Raw genomic sequence first — 14,476 nt, forward strand, 5'->3', positions numbered from 1 at the left:
AAAGAAGTCTTCTTTTTTGTGGGCAAGAACAAGTATTGCGAGCTGTTTTAAGCACCGTCGGAAAAAGAGCGCGCAAGGCGGGGATACACGGAGGCGGCGCTCTTTTTGCAGTGCGCGACCCATGAAATTATCAGAGCGGTCCTACGCCTGTTTACGTGCGGCGTGCTTTCGCTGGCATGCGAGACTGGCGCATCACACTCAGGGGAGGGGCGTATGACAATTCGCGCAGTGGTTTTTGATTTCGGCGGTGTCCTGTTCGATTGGAGCCCGCAGCACCTGTACCGCAAGTTGATTACCGACGATCACGAACGGCAATGGTTTCTCGAGCACGTTTGCACCCAGGCCTGGAACACCGAGCAAGATGCCGGTCGCACCCTGGCTGAAGGCACCCGCAGCCTGATCGAGCAGTACCCGCATCATGAGCGTTTGATCCAAGCCTATTACGACCGTTGGCACGAGATGCTGCGCGGCCCGCTACCGGAAGGCGTGGCGATCCTCAAGGCGTTGCACCATGTTGATATGCCGCTGTTCGGGCTCACCAATTGGTCCGCCGAAACGTTCCCCTATGCACGGGCCAATTATCCGTTCCTGCAGTGTTTTCGCGACATTGTGGTGTCCGGCGAACTGAAGATGATCAAGCCTGATGCAGCGATCTACCATGCTAGCCTCAGCCAGGTACGGGCCCACCTGCCGGATGTCCAGCCGGCTGAAGTGGTGTTTATCGATGATGTCGCCGGCAATATCGACGCGGCCGTCGCCCTCGGTTGGCAAGGTATCCACCACGTGTCGGCTGAGCGCACTGCCGCGCGATTGCGTGAGTTGGGCGTGGGCTTCTAGCGTGCCCACTTTTCCATAGCGAAATCGACGAAGGCGCGTAGCTTGGGCAAGCGATAACGGTCCTGGCCGTAGAGCAGGTGCATGGGGCGGCTGGGCAATCGATAAGTGGTTAACAAGGCCACCAGCTTGCCACTCTGCAGATCCGGCTGCACCAGCGCATCGGCCAGCATGATGATGCCCATGCCGTTGACCGCTGCCTGGCGCAAGCCTTGCGAGCTGTTGATGGTCAATGAACCGGACACCGGAACCTCCACCTCGACGCCATCGCCGGTCATGCGCCACAGTTTGTCGGTGTCGCGCCAATTGTCACTTGCCGGGTAGGCGAACGCCAGGCAGTCGTGCTGGCGCAGGTCATCGGGCGTCTGTGGCGTGCCACGTCGCGCCAGGTAGGCCGGTGACGCGCAGAGCGTGAGGGTGTAGGCCTGCATTGGCCTGGCGATCAGGCTGGAGGTTTCCAGTTCGCCAAGTCGGATCGCGACATCGAAGCCGCTGTCGACCAGGTCCATCCGCTCATTGCTCAGCACCACGTACAGGTTGATCAGCGGGTAGCGTCGGGAAAATTCGCTCAAGGCCGGTGTAAGTTGTTCGGTGCCGAACACGGGTGGGGCGGTGATGCGCAGGGTGCCTTTGGGGATGTCGCTGTTGGCTTGCTCGGCGAGCTGCTCGGAGTCGGCCACCAGCCCCAACACTTCCAGGCACCGCTGATAATATTGCCCGCCAAATTCCGTAAGGCTTTGTTTGCGCGTGGTGCGCTTGAGCAGGCTGACGCCCAGGCGCTGTTCCAGGGCCCGCAGGTGGTTGCCGACCATGGTGGTCGACATGCCGCAGGCTTGGGCCGCTGCGGTCATGCTGCCGGTCTCGACCACTTTTACGTACACCGACATCGCCTGGAACAGATCCATTATCAAGCCTTGATTTAAAGTCATTGCAGGAATGCACAGTTTATCCAGCTCGGGTGGCTAACGATACTGCAGCCATCACAACGAAGCACTGGAGCCCGCACCATGACCGCCGCCTGCCTGATGACCACTTACCAACCCTTGGCCTTGAGTTTTACCCGTGGCCTGGGCACACGCGTGTGGGACCAGCAGGGCCGCGAATACCTCGATGCGGTGGCCGGCGTGGCGGTGACCAATGTCGGCCACTCGCACCCCAGGCTGGTGACGGCGATCAGTGAACAAGCGGGTTTGCTGTTGCATACCTCCAACCTCTACAGCATTGACTGGCAACAGAAGCTGGCCCAGCGCCTCACCCAGCTGTCTGGCCTAGACCGTGCCTTTTTCAACAATTCCGGGGCCGAGGCCAACGAAACAGCGCTGAAACTCGCACGGCTGCATGGCTGGAAAAAAGGCATCGAAGCGCCGTTGGTGGTGGTGATGGAAAATGCCTTTCATGGCCGCACGCTGGGCACGATGGCCGCCAGCGATGGGCCATCGGTGCGCTTGGGCTTCCAGCGTTTGCCGGGGGACTTTCTCAAGGTGGGCTTTGGTGATATCGCCGCGATCGAAGCGGTCACAAAAGCGTTTGGCACGCGCATCGCGGCGGTCCTGCTGGAGCCGATCCAGGGCGAAAGTGGCGTACTGCCGCCGCCGCCTGGCTACCTGAAAGCCCTGCGCGATCACTGCACACGCCACGGCTGGCTGATGATGCTGGATGAGATCCAGACAGGCATCGGCCGCACCGGCGCCTGGTTTGCTTTCCAGCATGAAGGCATTTTCCCGGACGTGATGACCCTGGCCAAAGGCCTCGGCAATGGCGTACCCATCGGCGCCTGCCTGGCACGGTCCGCCGTGGCGCAATTGTTTACACCGGGCAGTCATGGCAGCACCTTCGGCGGCAACCCATTGGCGTGTCGGGTGGGTTGCACGGTGCTGGACATTATCGAGGAGCAAGGCTTGCTGCAGAACGCGGCGCAGCAGGGTGAGCGTTTGCTCGCGCGGTTGCGGGTGGAGTTGAGTGAACACTCGCACGTGCTGGCGATTCGCGGGCTGGGTTTGATGATCGGTATAGAGCTGGCCAGTCCTTACCGCGACTTGGCCCTGCGTGCGGCCCAGGAACACGGCCTGCTGATCAACGTGACGCGGGGCAAGGTCATTCGCCTGCTGCCGCCGCTGACACTGGATGCCAAGGAAGTCGAGATGATCGTGCGCGCCATTACCCGGTTACTGGATCAGGCCCATTGAGCCATTCCTGATTCAGGGTTTCAGTATCTCCCAGGTACTCCAACAACCACGCCATGGCCGGGGACAGTTTGCTCTGCGCCCAGGCCACACACGACGGGCTGGCCGGAAACGGCCGGCTCAATTGCAGCGCCACCAACTCGCCCCGTTCGATCCACGGCAGCACCTGATGCGCCGGCGCCATGCCAACGCACAGGCCATCGCGCAGGCAATCGATCGCCGAGGCCCAGTTCGGCACCACCAAACGCCGCTGGTTATCCAGGGTCCACGTGTCGCGCTTGGGCAGGTTGCGTGAGGTGTCGGTCATGCACAGCGAGGCGAAGGGGCGCAGTTGGTCGTCACTCAGCAGCCCTTCGACGCTCGCCAACGGATGCCGTGCGCTGACCACGCACAGCCAGTTCAACAGGCCCATGTCGCGGAAAGTGAAGTGACTGGCCACTGGCACTGCACTGGTGGCACCGATCACGATGTCAGTGCGCTCATCCGCCAGGGCATCCCACACACCGTTGTACACCTCGTATTCCAGCAGCAATTCCACCTCGGGAAACTGCCGATAGAAATCCAATACCAACTGTCGGCAACGCTGGGGTTTGACGATGGAATCCACCGCCACCTTCAACTGGCCGCTCCAGCCGTTGGCGACCTGCTGGCACAGCCGCCGCGTGCCGAGCATTTTTTTCATCACGCTCCGGGCCTCGTCTATAAATAAACGGCCGGCAGGTGTCAGTTCTACATCCCGATGGCGTCGCACGAACAATGGCACCGCCAGCCACTCCTCGAGCTGACGCACGGTATAGCTGATGGCCGACGGCACCCGGTGCAACTCCTGGGCGGCGGCGCTGAAGCTGCCATGGCGCGCCACGGCATCCACAACATCCAGGGAGTATTCGGACCACATAGCGGGTGCCTTCAAATTTATTGATAAGAGTATCCAATTATTATCGCTTCACACAGAAATTGTCAGCTTCATAATGGGTGCCAGTCAGCAAATAGTTTGATGGCAGGGTTAACAAGGCTTCGATGAAAAATTCTTTTGGTTTCACTTGGTATCTGGCGGGGCTGAGCATGCTCGGTTACCTCGCCATGGACATGTATTTGCCGGCGTTCGGCGCGATGGGCGAGCAGTTGCAGATTGGCGCCGGTGCAGTGGGCGCCAGCTTGAGTATTTTCCTCGCCGGCTTTGCGGTGGGGCAGTTGCTTTGGGGGCCGCTGTCGGACCGGTTGGGGCGCAAGCCGATCCTGCTCGCAGGCCTGAGCCTGTTTGTGCTGGGCTGCGCGGGCATGTTCTGGGTCGAGACGGCGCCGCAACTGCTGGCGCTGCGCTTTATGCAGGCGATTGGCGTGTGTTCCGCCGCTGTGAGTTGGCAGGCCCTGGTGATTGACCGCTACCCGGCCGACAAGGCTCACCGCGTGTTCGCCAGCATCATGCCGCTGATGTCGCTGTCACCGGCGTTGGCGCCGTTGTTGGGCGCGATGGTTCTGAATCACTTTGGCTGGCAGGCGATCTTCGGCGTATTGCTGGGGGTGTCGCTGTTGTTGCTGTTGCCGACCTTGTTCCTGCGCACCCCTCCGAAACGTCAGGCAGAGAAGAGCGAGCCTTCGCGCCTCGGCTATGGGCAGTTGCTGGCTTCTCGCGTGTTCACCGGCAACGTCATGATTTTCGCCGCGTGCTCGGCCAGCTTCTTCGCCTGGCTGACGGCTTCGCCCTTCATCCTTGGCGACATGGGTTACAGCCCGAATGACATCGGCCTGAGCTATCTGCTGCCCACATTAGCGTTTCTGGTGGGTGGCTACAGTTGCCGCAGCGCGCTGCAGCATTTCCAAGGCAAGACGCTATTGCCATGGTTGCTGCTGGCGTATTGCATCAGCATGGTGGCGCTGTACCTAGTGGCCACTTTGACCGTGCCGACGCTGACCACCTTGCTGATTCCGTTCTGCTTGATGGCCCTGGTCAATGGTGCCAGTTACCCCATCGTGGTGGCGAATGCGCTGATGCCATTTGCGGAAAATTCCGGCAAAGCGGCGGCACTGCAAAACACCCTGCAACTGGGTCTGTGCTTTCTCGGCAGCTTGCTCGTGTCATCGATGATCGACCAGCCGCTCCTGATTACCGCCATCGTGATGCTGGCAACCGCGCCGCTGGCGGTGTTGGGGTACTGGTTGGCGCGGCCCAAGAAGGGTAATTCGGCACTGGCACAAGCCTGAAGTGACAATCGGATCCCACACTTGATCGGATTCCTTCAGGGGTTAGAAGGTGACTTCAAGGTTCACCGTCGGCGTCGATGTGCGGCTACCCCGGCCACCGTCCACGCCGAACTTGTTATGCCAGTACTCGTAGCCCACCCCGAGATACAGGTTTGGCTTCACGTTCTTGCCTGGCCGCACCGCCACCATCAGCGCCGTGCGCATCAGGGCTTCCGGCGCGGTGTCGCGGCCGTGGTAATCCTCACCTTTTTCCCCGACATAATTGATAAAGCCCTGGAATTTCGCCGCGTGGTTGGCGATCTCGAACGGTCGCATCCAGGTCAGGTTGAGCATGTAGGTAGCGTCGAAGGTGTGGTTCGACTCCTGCGCACCCGGGATGCCGGTGTGGTTCCTCTCCTTGTAGTGCATCAGGCTCAGGTCCAGCACACCGACGGTGTTGAACTTCAAGGTCGGGCCGATCACCAGCGCGCGTTTTTTTGCTGAAGCGAAGTTGTTGTTGCGGTTGGCATCGAAGCCCAACGTCAGCGCGTAATCCTTGACCAGGCCGGTACCCAGCGGCACATCGAATACCCGCGATGCATACACCTGGTGGCGGTACACCGCGTACACCTCACTGCCCCCATGATCAGTGCCCTTGCGCGGGTCGCGGCTGTCGGACAGGAACACATCAAGGTTGAGGAAGTTGCTGCCGTATCGGTAGCCGCTGGCGTGGGTGAAGCTGTAGATGCGCTTGCTGAATTTGTCGGGGTTATTCGGATTGGTGAACTGCTGGCCGTAGCGAAAGCCTACGCTGTTGTTCATCCATTCCACCGCGACGGCCTCCCCGCCGCCGAGAAGGGTGAGTGCAACGGTGGCGCCCTGTAATGCCTTTTTCATTGTTCTGGGTCCTTTGGCGTTCTGGCTCATCACGGCCGAATTGTTTTTGTAACGCCGAGGGAGGGTAACTTGTCTGAATGATTGTATACAACTCTATGGACATCCAGCCCGTACATTGCATACAGTGGCCGCACAACAAAAACAGAGAACCCCTCACCATGACTAACCCGAAGGCGTCACCGCAGCGGCCAGAAGATGAGAATCTCGGCGTCGCCGCCAACATGGCTTACGGCCTGCAACATGTACTCACCATGTACGGCGGCATCGTCGCGGTACCGTTGATCGTCGGCCAGGCAGCCGGGTTGTCGCCGGCGGATATCGGCTTGTTGATTGCCGCATCGTTGTTTGCCGGTGGCCTGGCCACGCTGTTGCAGACCCTGGGCCTGCCGTTCTTTGGGTGTCAGTTGCCGCTGGTGCAGGGCGTGTCGTTTGCTGGCGTGGCGACCATGGTGGCGATTGTCGGCAGTGATGGCGCCGGCGGGATACCGGCAATTCTCGGGGCGGTGATGGCCGCGTCGCTTATCGGGTTGCTGATAACCCCGGTGTTCTCGCGGATTACCAAGTTTTTCCCGCCGTTGGTCACAGGCATTGTGATCACCACCATCGGCCTGACCCTGATGCCGGTCGCGGCGCGCTGGGCCATGGGCGGCAACAGTCGCGCTGCGGATTTCGGCAGCATGCCCAATATCGGCCTGGCGGCATTGACCCTGGTGCTGGTGTTGCTGCTGAGCAAAATCGGCAGCGCAACCATTTCACGCTTGTCGATCCTGCTGGCAATGGTGATCGGCACGGTGATCGCGGTGTTCCTCGGCATGGCTGACTTCTCTGGCGTAACCCAGGGGCCGATGTTCGGTTTCCCTGCGCCATTCCATTTCGGCATGCCAACCTTCCATGTGGCCGCGATCATCTCCATGTGCATCGTGGTGATGGTGACCTTGGTCGAGACCTCGGCGGACATCCTGGCGGTGGGTGAGATCATTGACACCAAGGTTGATTCCAAACGCCTGGGCAACGGCCTGCGCGCCGATATGTTGTCGAGTATGTTCGCGCCGATCTTTGGTTCGTTCACCCAGAGCGCCTTCGCCCAGAACGTCGGCCTGGTCGCGGTTACCGGGGTGAAGAGCCGGTTTGTGGTGGCCACGGGCGGGCTGTTTCTGGTGATTCTCGGCTTGTTGCCGTTCATGGGGCGGGTGATTGCGGCGGTGCCGACATCCGTACTGGGCGGGGCGGGGATTGTGTTGTTCGGTACCGTGGCGGCGAGTGGTATCCGCACCTTGTCCAAGGTGGACTACCGCAACAACATGAACCTGATCATTGTTGCCACCTCCATCGGTTTTGGCATGATCCCCATCGCAGCGCCAAGTTTTTACGATCAATTCCCCAGCTGGTTCGCGACCATCTTTCACTCGGGCATCAGCTCGTCGGCGATCATGGCGATCCTGCTGAACCTGGCGTTCAACCACTTCACCGCTGGTAACTCGGACCAGCAGTCGGTGTTTGTGGCAGGCACAGACCGCAGTTTGAGCGCCCGAGATGTGTCATCACTGCGTGATGGGGACTATTTCAGGGGCGGCAAATTGTTTGATGCCGAGGGCAAGGAGATTCCGTTGGTGGCGGATGTGGCGAGGAAAGCGCCGAAGACAGAAACCACCGAGGTCTGACGCCGAACAGGGGGGCAGTGTGGGAGCTGGCTTGCCTGCGATAGCAAGGGTGAATTCACCGCCGTCATCGCAGGCAAGCCAGCTCCCACATTGATTTAGCCAGCTTTGAGTTCTTTGTACTGCGCTGAACACACCTCATCCAAAAACTTCACCACGGTCCCCATACACGCCTGGCGTTCTTCCACATGGGGCATGTGGCTGGAGTCTTCAAACAGCGCCCAGCGCACGTCGGCAATCTCATCCAGGAACGGTTTGACCACCAACGGCGTGGCCTCGTCATGCCGACCGGAAATTACCAGCGTGGGTACATTGATCGCCGACAGGCGGCCAATGGATTTCCAGTCCTTCAAGCTGCCGATCACGTGGAACTCGGTCGGTCCGCTCATCGCGTGGTACACCGTCGGGTCTGCGTCGACCTGGGCGAACGTGCGCGCCACTTCTTCCGGCCACGGGTTGACCCGGCACACGTGATGGTCATAGAACACCCGCGAGGCAGCGAGGTATTCCGGGTCCTGGTAGGTACCGGCGGCCTCATGCTTGAGCAGGGTTTCATGCACGCCTTCGGGCAACAATTTGCGCAGGCGGTTGGCTTCGCTGACCCAGGTGCGCATGCAGGTCGGCGAGTTGGCCGGGATGAACGCACGCAAGCCTTTGGGCTGCAACATCGCGTGTTCACTGCCGAGCATGCCACCCCAGGACTGGCCGAGGATCGCGTAGTTATCGCTGATTTGCAGATGATCCAGCAGGTTGTTCAGTTCTTCCAGGAACAGGCCCACGGTCCAGAAAGACGGATCTTTTTCGGGCAGGTGGGTGGAGCGGCCGTTGCCCAGTTGGTCGTAATGGATCACGGCGTGGCCGCTGGCGGCGACGTCCTTGAACGCATCAACATAATCATGGGTGCATCCGGGGCCGCCGTGGATAACCACCAGGGGCGTGCGGCCGCTGGAGAGGTCACCGGTGACGCGGAACCATGTTTGGTAGTTGCCAAACGCCGCATACCCTTCGCGGATTTTTTCGATGAATTCCATTTCGTACCTGCTCTGAAAAAATGATCAGGGACACGATAGAGCGTGGAAGCAGTTTAAGTAACTAGCAAAACAGCTAGGTTTTGCCGAGGGGTCAGTCTTCCAGCAGGCGGTAATGGGTGGCGCGCACCACCGCCTGTACGCGATTCTTGGCCCCCAACTTGTGCATTGCCGAGGCCAGATGCAGGGTGACCACCGCCAGTGAACGGCTCAATTGCGTGGCGATTTCAGCGGCGGTCAGGCCGTCGGCGGCCCATTTGAGGCACTCGCGTTCACGTTTGGTCAGGTGGATATGCGGGTAAGTGCGCAGCTCTTTACTGAACATCGGGTAGGCCGCTTCCTGCAGGGCGTGGGAAATCAGGCTGAAATCCGACAAGGTCTGCTGCGCGTCCTGCAGGACGTTGCCGGCTTTACCGGTACGCAGGCCGGTCAGCGAGGCGAAGCCGCCACGGGGCAGGTGAATGGGCACGCTGACGCCGCAGGTCAGTTGTTGGTCGTGCAGATAGGATGAAACGGGGGCGTGGCAGGGATCGATGATCTTTTGCAGGGGGGTATCGGCCTTGATGTCGTAGGACCAAACAAACGGCGACACCGTACTCAGGGCCAGGTGTTGCACCGGGTCGATCTGGTAGAACCCTTCGCTGCACCACAAGCTATGCCAGCCCGGCGGGGTATTGCGCAGTTCGAGCACCGAGGGGGTGATCAATGCACCATCCTGGTCGATTGGCACCGGGGTGTAGTCATACACCAGTGCATCGAAACCCAACTGCTGGGCGAGGATGAATGTGTTGTCCATCTGCTCATCCAGGCTCCTGCCCGGCATCAGACGGTGATTTAAGGCAGTCAGCTTGGCCAGCATCCGTTCTGCTCCCGAATTCATTTGAATCTCGACTTGCTGCAAGTAGAATGCCACGCCCCGGCGAAGGACTGCCAGGCCCAAACCTATAAGAAATGCTAGGTTATGGACGCGCGGCATCCTCGGTAGTGTTGGCCTGATAAACGGCCGCTACCTGCCAGGCCGACACAACACAAGGAATGTATGCATGTGGCGTGAAATTGCCCCCGACCAGCAGTACAACGTGCAAGTCGACGGCCATGACCTCGTGGTCTACAGCTTCGGCGAAGGCGATGAGGTGCTGTTGTGCCTCAACGGCGGGCCCGGCCTGCCGTGTGACTACTTGCGCGACGCCCATGGCTGGCTCAAAGACCATAACCTGCGAGTGGTTGCATTCGACCAGCTTGGCACGGGCGCATCAGCCAGACCGACCGACGTTTCGCTGTGGGAAATCGGCCGTTATGTCGAAGAAGTCGAAACCGTGCGCCAGGCACTGGGCCTGGGTCGCGTGCATTTGCTCGGGCATTCCTGGGGCGGCTGGCTCGGTATCGAATACGCCATCCATTACCCCGATGTGCTGAAAAGCCTGATCCTCGAAAACACCGTGGGTGACATTCCACACCTGTCCCAAGAGCTGGAACGCCTGCGCGGCGCCCTTGGCAGCGAAACCGTGGCCATGATGCAACGCCATGAAGCCATGGGCACCCTCGACCACCCGCAGTACCAGGCCGCGATCACCTTGCTCAACTATCGCCACGTGTGCCGTCTCGACGAATGGCCCGCGCCGGTCAAGCGATCCCTCGACGACTGGAACATGGGCCCCTACGAAACCATGCAGGGCCCCAACGAATTCCTCTACATCGGCAACCTCAAGGACTGGAACCGCATCCCTGAGATGGCCGCGTTCAAGATGCCCATGCTGATCACCACCGGCCAGCACGACGAACTCACCCCGGCCTGCGCCCTGCGCATGAAGATGGCGGCCAAACACGCCGAATTGCACGTATTTCCCAACAGCAGCCATATGCCCTTTTATGAGGAACCCCAGGCGTATTTCCCGGTGTTGCTGGACTTTCTCGCACGTCACCGAGGCTGACGGATGAACCTGGCGCGTTATCGTTTTGTGCTGTCCCGGCCGCTGCAATTGCTGCCGGTGCTGTTTGGCATCAGCCTGATCACCTTTGTGCTGGTGCGCTCGATCCCCGGCGACCCGGCGCGCGCGCTGCTGGGTTCGCGCAGCACGCCCGACGCGTTGCTGAAAATCCGCGCCCAGTTCGGCCTCGATCAGCCTTTGTGGCTGCAATATTTCTACTTCCTGAAAAACCTGCTCAAGGGCGACCTCGGCCAATCGCTGCTGTACAAGGTCGACGCGCTCAAGCTGATCGTCACGCGCATCGAGCCGACGCTGGTGCTGGTGCTCGGCAGCGTGGTGCTGGCGCTGCTGATCGCGGTGCCGCTGGCCACCGTGGCCGCGCGTAACAAAGGTGGCTGGGCGGATAACCTGATTCGCGTGTTCACTACGGTTGGCCTGGGCATGCCGGCGTTCTGGCTGGGCTTGATGTTGATCTTGTTGCTGAGTGTGCAGTGGGGGCTGTTTCCGGTGTCGGGTTACGGGCGGACCTGGCTGGACAAGGCGCACCACATGGTTCTGCCGTGCCTGACGATCGCCCTGGCCCTGTCGGCGGTGCTGGTGCGCAACCTGCGGGCGAGCATGTTGATGGAGTTGCAAGCCGACCACGTTACCGCCGCCCGGGCGCGCGGGGTGTCGGAAGCCGCGGTGTTTCGCCGCCATGTGCTGCCCAATTCCCTGGTACCGGCCGTTAACCTGCTGGCGGTGAATATCGGCTGGTTGATCAGCGGCACGGTGGTGATCGAAAGCCTGTTCGCCATTCCCGGCATCGGCCAGTTGCTGGTGCGCGGCATCTTCACGCGCGACTACATGGTCGTGCAGGGCGTGGCCATGGTGCTGGCGTGCGCGACCGTGGTGGTCAACTTCCTGGCTGACGTGGCCACTGTCGCCCTCGACCCTCGGGTGAAGATGCAATGAGCACTCGCCCCTTGATTGCCCCATGGCGTTTGCGTCTGCGGTTTGGTTTTCGCAACGGCCGGCTGACCGCTGCGTGGGGCCTGCTGATTCTGCTGCTGTGGTTGGCGCTGGCGTTGTTTGCGCCGTGGATCGCGCCTTATGACCCGATTGCGCAACACACGGATTTCAGCCTGCTCGGCCCAAGCCTTGCCCATCCCTTCGGCACGGACAACTATGGTCGAGACATTCTGTCGAGGGTGATCTGGGGCGCTCGCATCGACTTGCAACTGGCGATCGTCGGGGTGATCTTTCCGTTCCTGATCGGCACCTTTGTCGGCGCGGTTTCAGGCTATATCGGTGGGCGTTTCGACAGCTTCTGCATGCGCGTGATCGATGTGATCCTGGCGTTTCCGTTCCTGGTGCTGATGCTGGCGATCATGGCCATTCTCGGGCCCGGCTTGAAGAGTTTCTATATCGCCATGGCGCTGGTGGGCTGGGTGTCTTACGCGCGGCTGATCCGTTCGCAGATCCTGGTGCTCAAGGAAAGCGACTTCGCCCTGGCCGCCAAGAGCCTGGGCTTTGGCCATGGGCGGATTCTGTTCCGGCATCTGCTGCCGAATGCGATGTTCGGCTCGATTGTGTTTTCCATGTCTGACGCGGTGCTGGTGCTGCTCAATGGCGCCGCTGTGAGCTACCTGGGCCTGGGCGTGCAACCGCCGACCGCCGAATGGGGCACGATGGTGGCCGAGGGGCAAGCCTTTATCACGACTGCCTGGTGGATCTGCACCTTTCCGGGGCTGGCCATCGTGACGCTGGCCATGGGCTTCAGCTTGCTGGCTGATGGCGTAGCGCAAGTGCTGGGGGATCGCTCATGAGCCTGCTGCAAGTACGCGACCTCAGCGTGATTGCCAACAATACCGGGCGTGATGTGACCCTGCTCGACCGGGTGTCCTTCGACCTGGCTGAAGGTGAAATCCTCGGCCTGGTCGGGGAGAGTGGCTCAGGCAAGACCATGGCGTGTCGCGGCCTGATGCGCCTGTTGCCGTCGCCTGCGCTGCGCGTGCAAGGCGGCACGGTTCGGTTGGCCGGCCAGGATCTGCTGCAACTCGATGACGCTGGCATGCGTGCCGTGCGCGGCGGTCAACTGGGCATGATCTTCCAGAACCCAAGCAGCCACCTCGACCCGCTGATGCGTATCGGCGAGCAGATTGCAGAGGGCATTCGCCTGCACCAAGGTGCGTCAAAAAAAGACGCGCGGCTGCAAGCCATCGAGGTGTTGCGCCAGGTTGGAATCCCCGATCCCCAAGCGCGGGTCGACAACTACCCCCACGAGTTTTCCGGCGGCATGCGCCAGCGCGCGATGATCGCGGTGGCGCTGGGCTGTAACCCCAAAGTGCTGATCGCCGACGAGCCGACCACGGCCCTCGATGTGACGGTGCAGGCGCAAATCCTGCGGTTGCTGCTGGAGCTGCGTGATAAACGCGGTCTGGCGATCATCATGATTACCCACGACCTTGGCGTGGTTGCGCAAACCTGCGACGCCATCGCCGTGCTGTACGCCGGGCGCCTGTGCGAACATGGCAGCAAATACGAGCTGTTGGCGCATCCGCAGCACCCGTACACCGCTGGCCTGATCGACTGCCAGCCCGCCCACAGCAGCGGCCACGCCTTGCTGCGCACGATTCCCGGGCAGCCGCCGTTGCTGGACGCCTTGCCCGCCGGCTGCCGGTTCAACCCGCGTTGCCCGCAGGTCGGCGCCTTGTGCACCGAATTGCTGCCGGAGGGCGCGCGAGTCGCCTGTCATTACCCTTTGGGAGCGCCCCCATGAGCCTGTTACAGATCAAGGACCTTGAGGTGAAGTTTGCCGCGTCCGGCACGGGTTTGTTCGGCCTGAACAAGCAGTGGGTGAGGGCGGTGAACGGCGTGTCGCTGGACCTGGCGGCGGGTGAAACCCTCGGGTTGGTCGGCGAGTCTGGCAGCGGCAAAAGCACCTTGGGCCGGGCGGTTTTGCACCTCAACCCGATCAGCGCCGGGCAGGTGTTGTTTGATGGCATCGACATGGCCCAAGGCAGCACCATCGACATCACCCGCCTGCGCCATGAAACCGCAATGATCTTCCAGGACCCATACGCCGCACTGAATCCACGCCACACCATCGGTGAAACCATCGCCGAAGTGTTGCGCGTGCAGCGCAAGGTGGCGCCGGATCAGATCCCCGCTCGCGTCAACGAGCTGCTCGACCTGGTCGGGCTGCGCCCCGAACTCGCCAGCCGCAAACCCGGCTCCCTCAGTGGCGGCCAATGCCAGCGCGTCGGCATTGCCCGGGCATTGGCGGTAGAGCCACGGCTGATCATCGCCGATGAATGCGTGGCGGCGCTGGATGTGTCGATCCAGGGCCAGATCATCAACCTGCTGCTGGAACTGCAGCAGCGTATGAACCTGGCGATCCTGTTTATCGCCCATGACCTGGCCATCGTGCGGCGCCTGTGCGACCGCGTGGCGGTGATGTACCTGGGCAAGATCGTCGAGGAAGGGCCGGTGGAAGCGGTCTTCACGTCGCCACGGCACCCTTACACGGCGGCCTTGATCCAGGCGATTCCAGAGATTGATCCGCATCGGCCATTGCCTACGGAGCCCTTGCCGGGTGAGCCACCCAGCCCGTTGAATTTGCCTACCGGTTGCGCCTTTCACCCGCGTTGCCGGCACGCCCGAGCCATGTGTTCCGAGGTGTTGCCGCCAACGCATTTCCTGCACGAGCATCGATACAGTTGCGTGCTTGAAGAACCTTTGCTTTGACCCTTACCTGCCATTCATTAACAAGGAGTTGTGAT

General features: G+C 61.0%; 14 protein-coding genes. 9 read left to right on the forward strand and 5 right to left on the reverse strand.

Annotated features, from left to right (window positions below; all coding sequences use genetic code 11):
- The first annotated feature begins 213 nt into the window (after positions 1-213).
- Positions 214-837 (forward strand): HAD family phosphatase, encoded by a 624-nt coding sequence (locus tag JBO08_RS04465; protein WP_065874894.1) that lies wholly within the window; start codon positions 214-216, stop codon positions 835-837.
- Here the strand turns inward: JBO08_RS04465 and JBO08_RS04470 are convergent.
- Positions 834-1,739 (reverse strand): LysR family transcriptional regulator, encoded by a 906-nt coding sequence (locus JBO08_RS04470; protein ID WP_065874896.1) that lies wholly within the window; start codon positions 1,737-1,739, stop codon positions 834-836. The genes JBO08_RS04465 and JBO08_RS04470 overlap by 4 nt on opposite strands.
- 102 nt (positions 1,740-1,841) lie before the next feature.
- Between JBO08_RS04470 and JBO08_RS04475 the strand changes: the two genes are divergently transcribed.
- A complete protein-coding gene (locus tag JBO08_RS04475) occupies positions 1,842-3,020 on the forward strand; it encodes an aspartate aminotransferase family protein (protein ID WP_065874898.1) in 1,179 nt (392 codons plus the stop codon).
- Here JBO08_RS04475 and punR read toward each other — a convergent pair.
- A complete protein-coding gene (gene punR / locus JBO08_RS04480) occupies positions 2,992-3,915 on the reverse strand; it encodes a DNA-binding transcriptional activator PunR (RefSeq protein WP_065874899.1) in 924 nt (307 codons plus the stop codon). The genes JBO08_RS04475 and punR overlap by 29 nt on opposite strands.
- Positions 3,916-4,037: 122 nt before the next feature.
- Between punR and punC the strand changes: the two genes are divergently transcribed.
- Positions 4,038-5,222, forward strand: a complete 1,185-nt coding sequence (gene punC / locus JBO08_RS04485) for a purine nucleoside transporter PunC (protein ID WP_220074496.1) — start codon at positions 4,038-4,040, stop codon at positions 5,220-5,222.
- A 42-nt stretch (positions 5,223-5,264) separates the two neighbouring features.
- Here the strand turns inward: punC and JBO08_RS04490 are convergent, their stop codons facing one another.
- Entirely contained in the window at positions 5,265-6,098 is an 834-nt protein-coding gene (locus JBO08_RS04490) for a nucleoside-binding protein (RefSeq protein ID WP_065874903.1), read from the reverse strand.
- A 158-nt stretch (positions 6,099-6,256) separates the two neighbouring features.
- On the opposite strand from JBO08_RS04490, the gene JBO08_RS04495 reads away from it, so the two are divergent.
- Positions 6,257-7,759 carry a nucleobase:cation symporter-2 family protein gene (locus JBO08_RS04495; protein WP_065874905.1) on the forward strand — a complete coding sequence of 501 codons (1,503 nt, stop codon included), beginning with the start codon at positions 6,257-6,259 and terminating at the stop codon, positions 7,757-7,759.
- Positions 7,760-7,854: 95 nt separating this feature from the next.
- Here the strand turns inward: JBO08_RS04495 and JBO08_RS04500 are convergent, their stop codons facing one another.
- A complete protein-coding gene (locus JBO08_RS04500; protein ID WP_065874907.1) occupies positions 7,855-8,787 on the reverse strand; it encodes a proline iminopeptidase-family hydrolase in 933 nt (310 codons plus the stop codon).
- A 91-nt stretch (positions 8,788-8,878) separates the two neighbouring features.
- Positions 8,879-9,643 (reverse strand): LuxR family transcriptional regulator, encoded by a 765-nt coding sequence (locus tag JBO08_RS04505; RefSeq protein WP_065874909.1) that lies wholly within the window; start codon positions 9,641-9,643, stop codon positions 8,879-8,881.
- A gap of 184 nt (positions 9,644-9,827) precedes the next feature.
- Here JBO08_RS04505 and JBO08_RS04510 point away from each other — a divergent pair, with 184 nt between their 5' ends.
- Genes JBO08_RS04510 through JBO08_RS04530 form a run of 5 tightly spaced genes read left to right on the forward strand, consistent with a single transcriptional unit; the run spans position 9,828 to position 14,441 of the window.
- Positions 9,828-10,715: a proline iminopeptidase-family hydrolase gene (locus JBO08_RS04510; RefSeq protein ID WP_065874910.1), complete on the forward strand. Its 888-nt coding sequence runs from the start codon at positions 9,828-9,830 to the stop codon at positions 10,713-10,715.
- Positions 10,716-10,718: 3 nt separating this feature from the next.
- Positions 10,719-11,666 (forward strand): ABC transporter permease, encoded by a 948-nt coding sequence (locus JBO08_RS04515; protein WP_065874912.1) that lies wholly within the window; start codon positions 10,719-10,721, stop codon positions 11,664-11,666.
- Complete coding sequence (locus JBO08_RS04520) at positions 11,663-12,520, forward strand: ABC transporter permease (protein WP_065874914.1); 858 nt, start codon at positions 11,663-11,665, stop codon at positions 12,518-12,520. The genes JBO08_RS04515 and JBO08_RS04520 overlap by 4 nt, the downstream gene beginning before the upstream one ends.
- Positions 12,517-13,473, forward strand: a complete 957-nt coding sequence (locus tag JBO08_RS04525; protein WP_065874916.1) for an ABC transporter ATP-binding protein — start codon at positions 12,517-12,519, stop codon at positions 13,471-13,473. Before JBO08_RS04520 ends, JBO08_RS04525 begins: the two co-directional genes overlap by 4 nt.
- Positions 13,470-14,441 carry an ABC transporter ATP-binding protein gene (locus tag JBO08_RS04530; protein ID WP_220074495.1) on the forward strand — a complete coding sequence of 324 codons (972 nt, stop codon included), beginning with the start codon at positions 13,470-13,472 and terminating at the stop codon, positions 14,439-14,441. The genes JBO08_RS04525 and JBO08_RS04530 overlap by 4 nt, the downstream gene beginning before the upstream one ends.
- Positions 14,442-14,476 lie beyond the last annotated feature (35 nt).

Origin of the sequence: Pseudomonas sp. LAP_36 (assembly GCF_019456785.1) — a bacterium.
Lineage (GTDB): Bacteria > Pseudomonadota > Gammaproteobacteria > Pseudomonadales > Pseudomonadaceae > Aquipseudomonas > Aquipseudomonas tritici.

Excerpts from the sequence above, each read along its gene's own strand:
- JBO08_RS04465 (WP_065874894.1), top strand. The coding sequence starts at position 214 with ATGACAATTCGCGCAGTGGTTTTTGATTTCGGCGGTGTCCTGTTCGAT.
- JBO08_RS04470 (WP_065874896.1), bottom strand. The coding sequence starts at position 1,739 with ATGGATCTGTTCCAGGCGATGTCGGTGTACGTAAAAGTGGTCGAGACC.
- JBO08_RS04475 (WP_065874898.1), top strand. The coding sequence starts at position 1,842 with ATGACCGCCGCCTGCCTGATGACCACTTACCAACCCTTGGCCTTGAGT.
- punR (WP_065874899.1), bottom strand. The coding sequence starts at position 3,915 with ATGTGGTCCGAATACTCCCTGGATGTTGTGGATGCCGTGGCGCGCCAT.
- punC (WP_220074496.1), top strand. The coding sequence starts at position 4,038 with ATGAAAAATTCTTTTGGTTTCACTTGGTATCTGGCGGGGCTGAGCATG.
- JBO08_RS04490 (WP_065874903.1), bottom strand. The coding sequence starts at position 6,098 with ATGAAAAAGGCATTACAGGGCGCCACCGTTGCACTCACCCTTCTCGGC.
- JBO08_RS04495 (WP_065874905.1), top strand. The coding sequence starts at position 6,257 with ATGACTAACCCGAAGGCGTCACCGCAGCGGCCAGAAGATGAGAATCTC.
- JBO08_RS04500 (WP_065874907.1), bottom strand. The coding sequence starts at position 8,787 with ATGGAATTCATCGAAAAAATCCGCGAAGGGTATGCGGCGTTTGGCAAC.
- JBO08_RS04505 (WP_065874909.1), bottom strand. The coding sequence starts at position 9,643 with ATGCTGGCCAAGCTGACTGCCTTAAATCACCGTCTGATGCCGGGCAGG.
- JBO08_RS04510 (WP_065874910.1), top strand. The coding sequence starts at position 9,828 with ATGTGGCGTGAAATTGCCCCCGACCAGCAGTACAACGTGCAAGTCGAC.
- JBO08_RS04515 (WP_065874912.1), top strand. The coding sequence starts at position 10,719 with ATGAACCTGGCGCGTTATCGTTTTGTGCTGTCCCGGCCGCTGCAATTG.
- JBO08_RS04520 (WP_065874914.1), top strand. The coding sequence starts at position 11,663 with ATGAGCACTCGCCCCTTGATTGCCCCATGGCGTTTGCGTCTGCGGTTT.
- JBO08_RS04525 (WP_065874916.1), top strand. The coding sequence starts at position 12,517 with ATGAGCCTGCTGCAAGTACGCGACCTCAGCGTGATTGCCAACAATACC.
- JBO08_RS04530 (WP_220074495.1), top strand. The coding sequence starts at position 13,470 with ATGAGCCTGTTACAGATCAAGGACCTTGAGGTGAAGTTTGCCGCGTCC.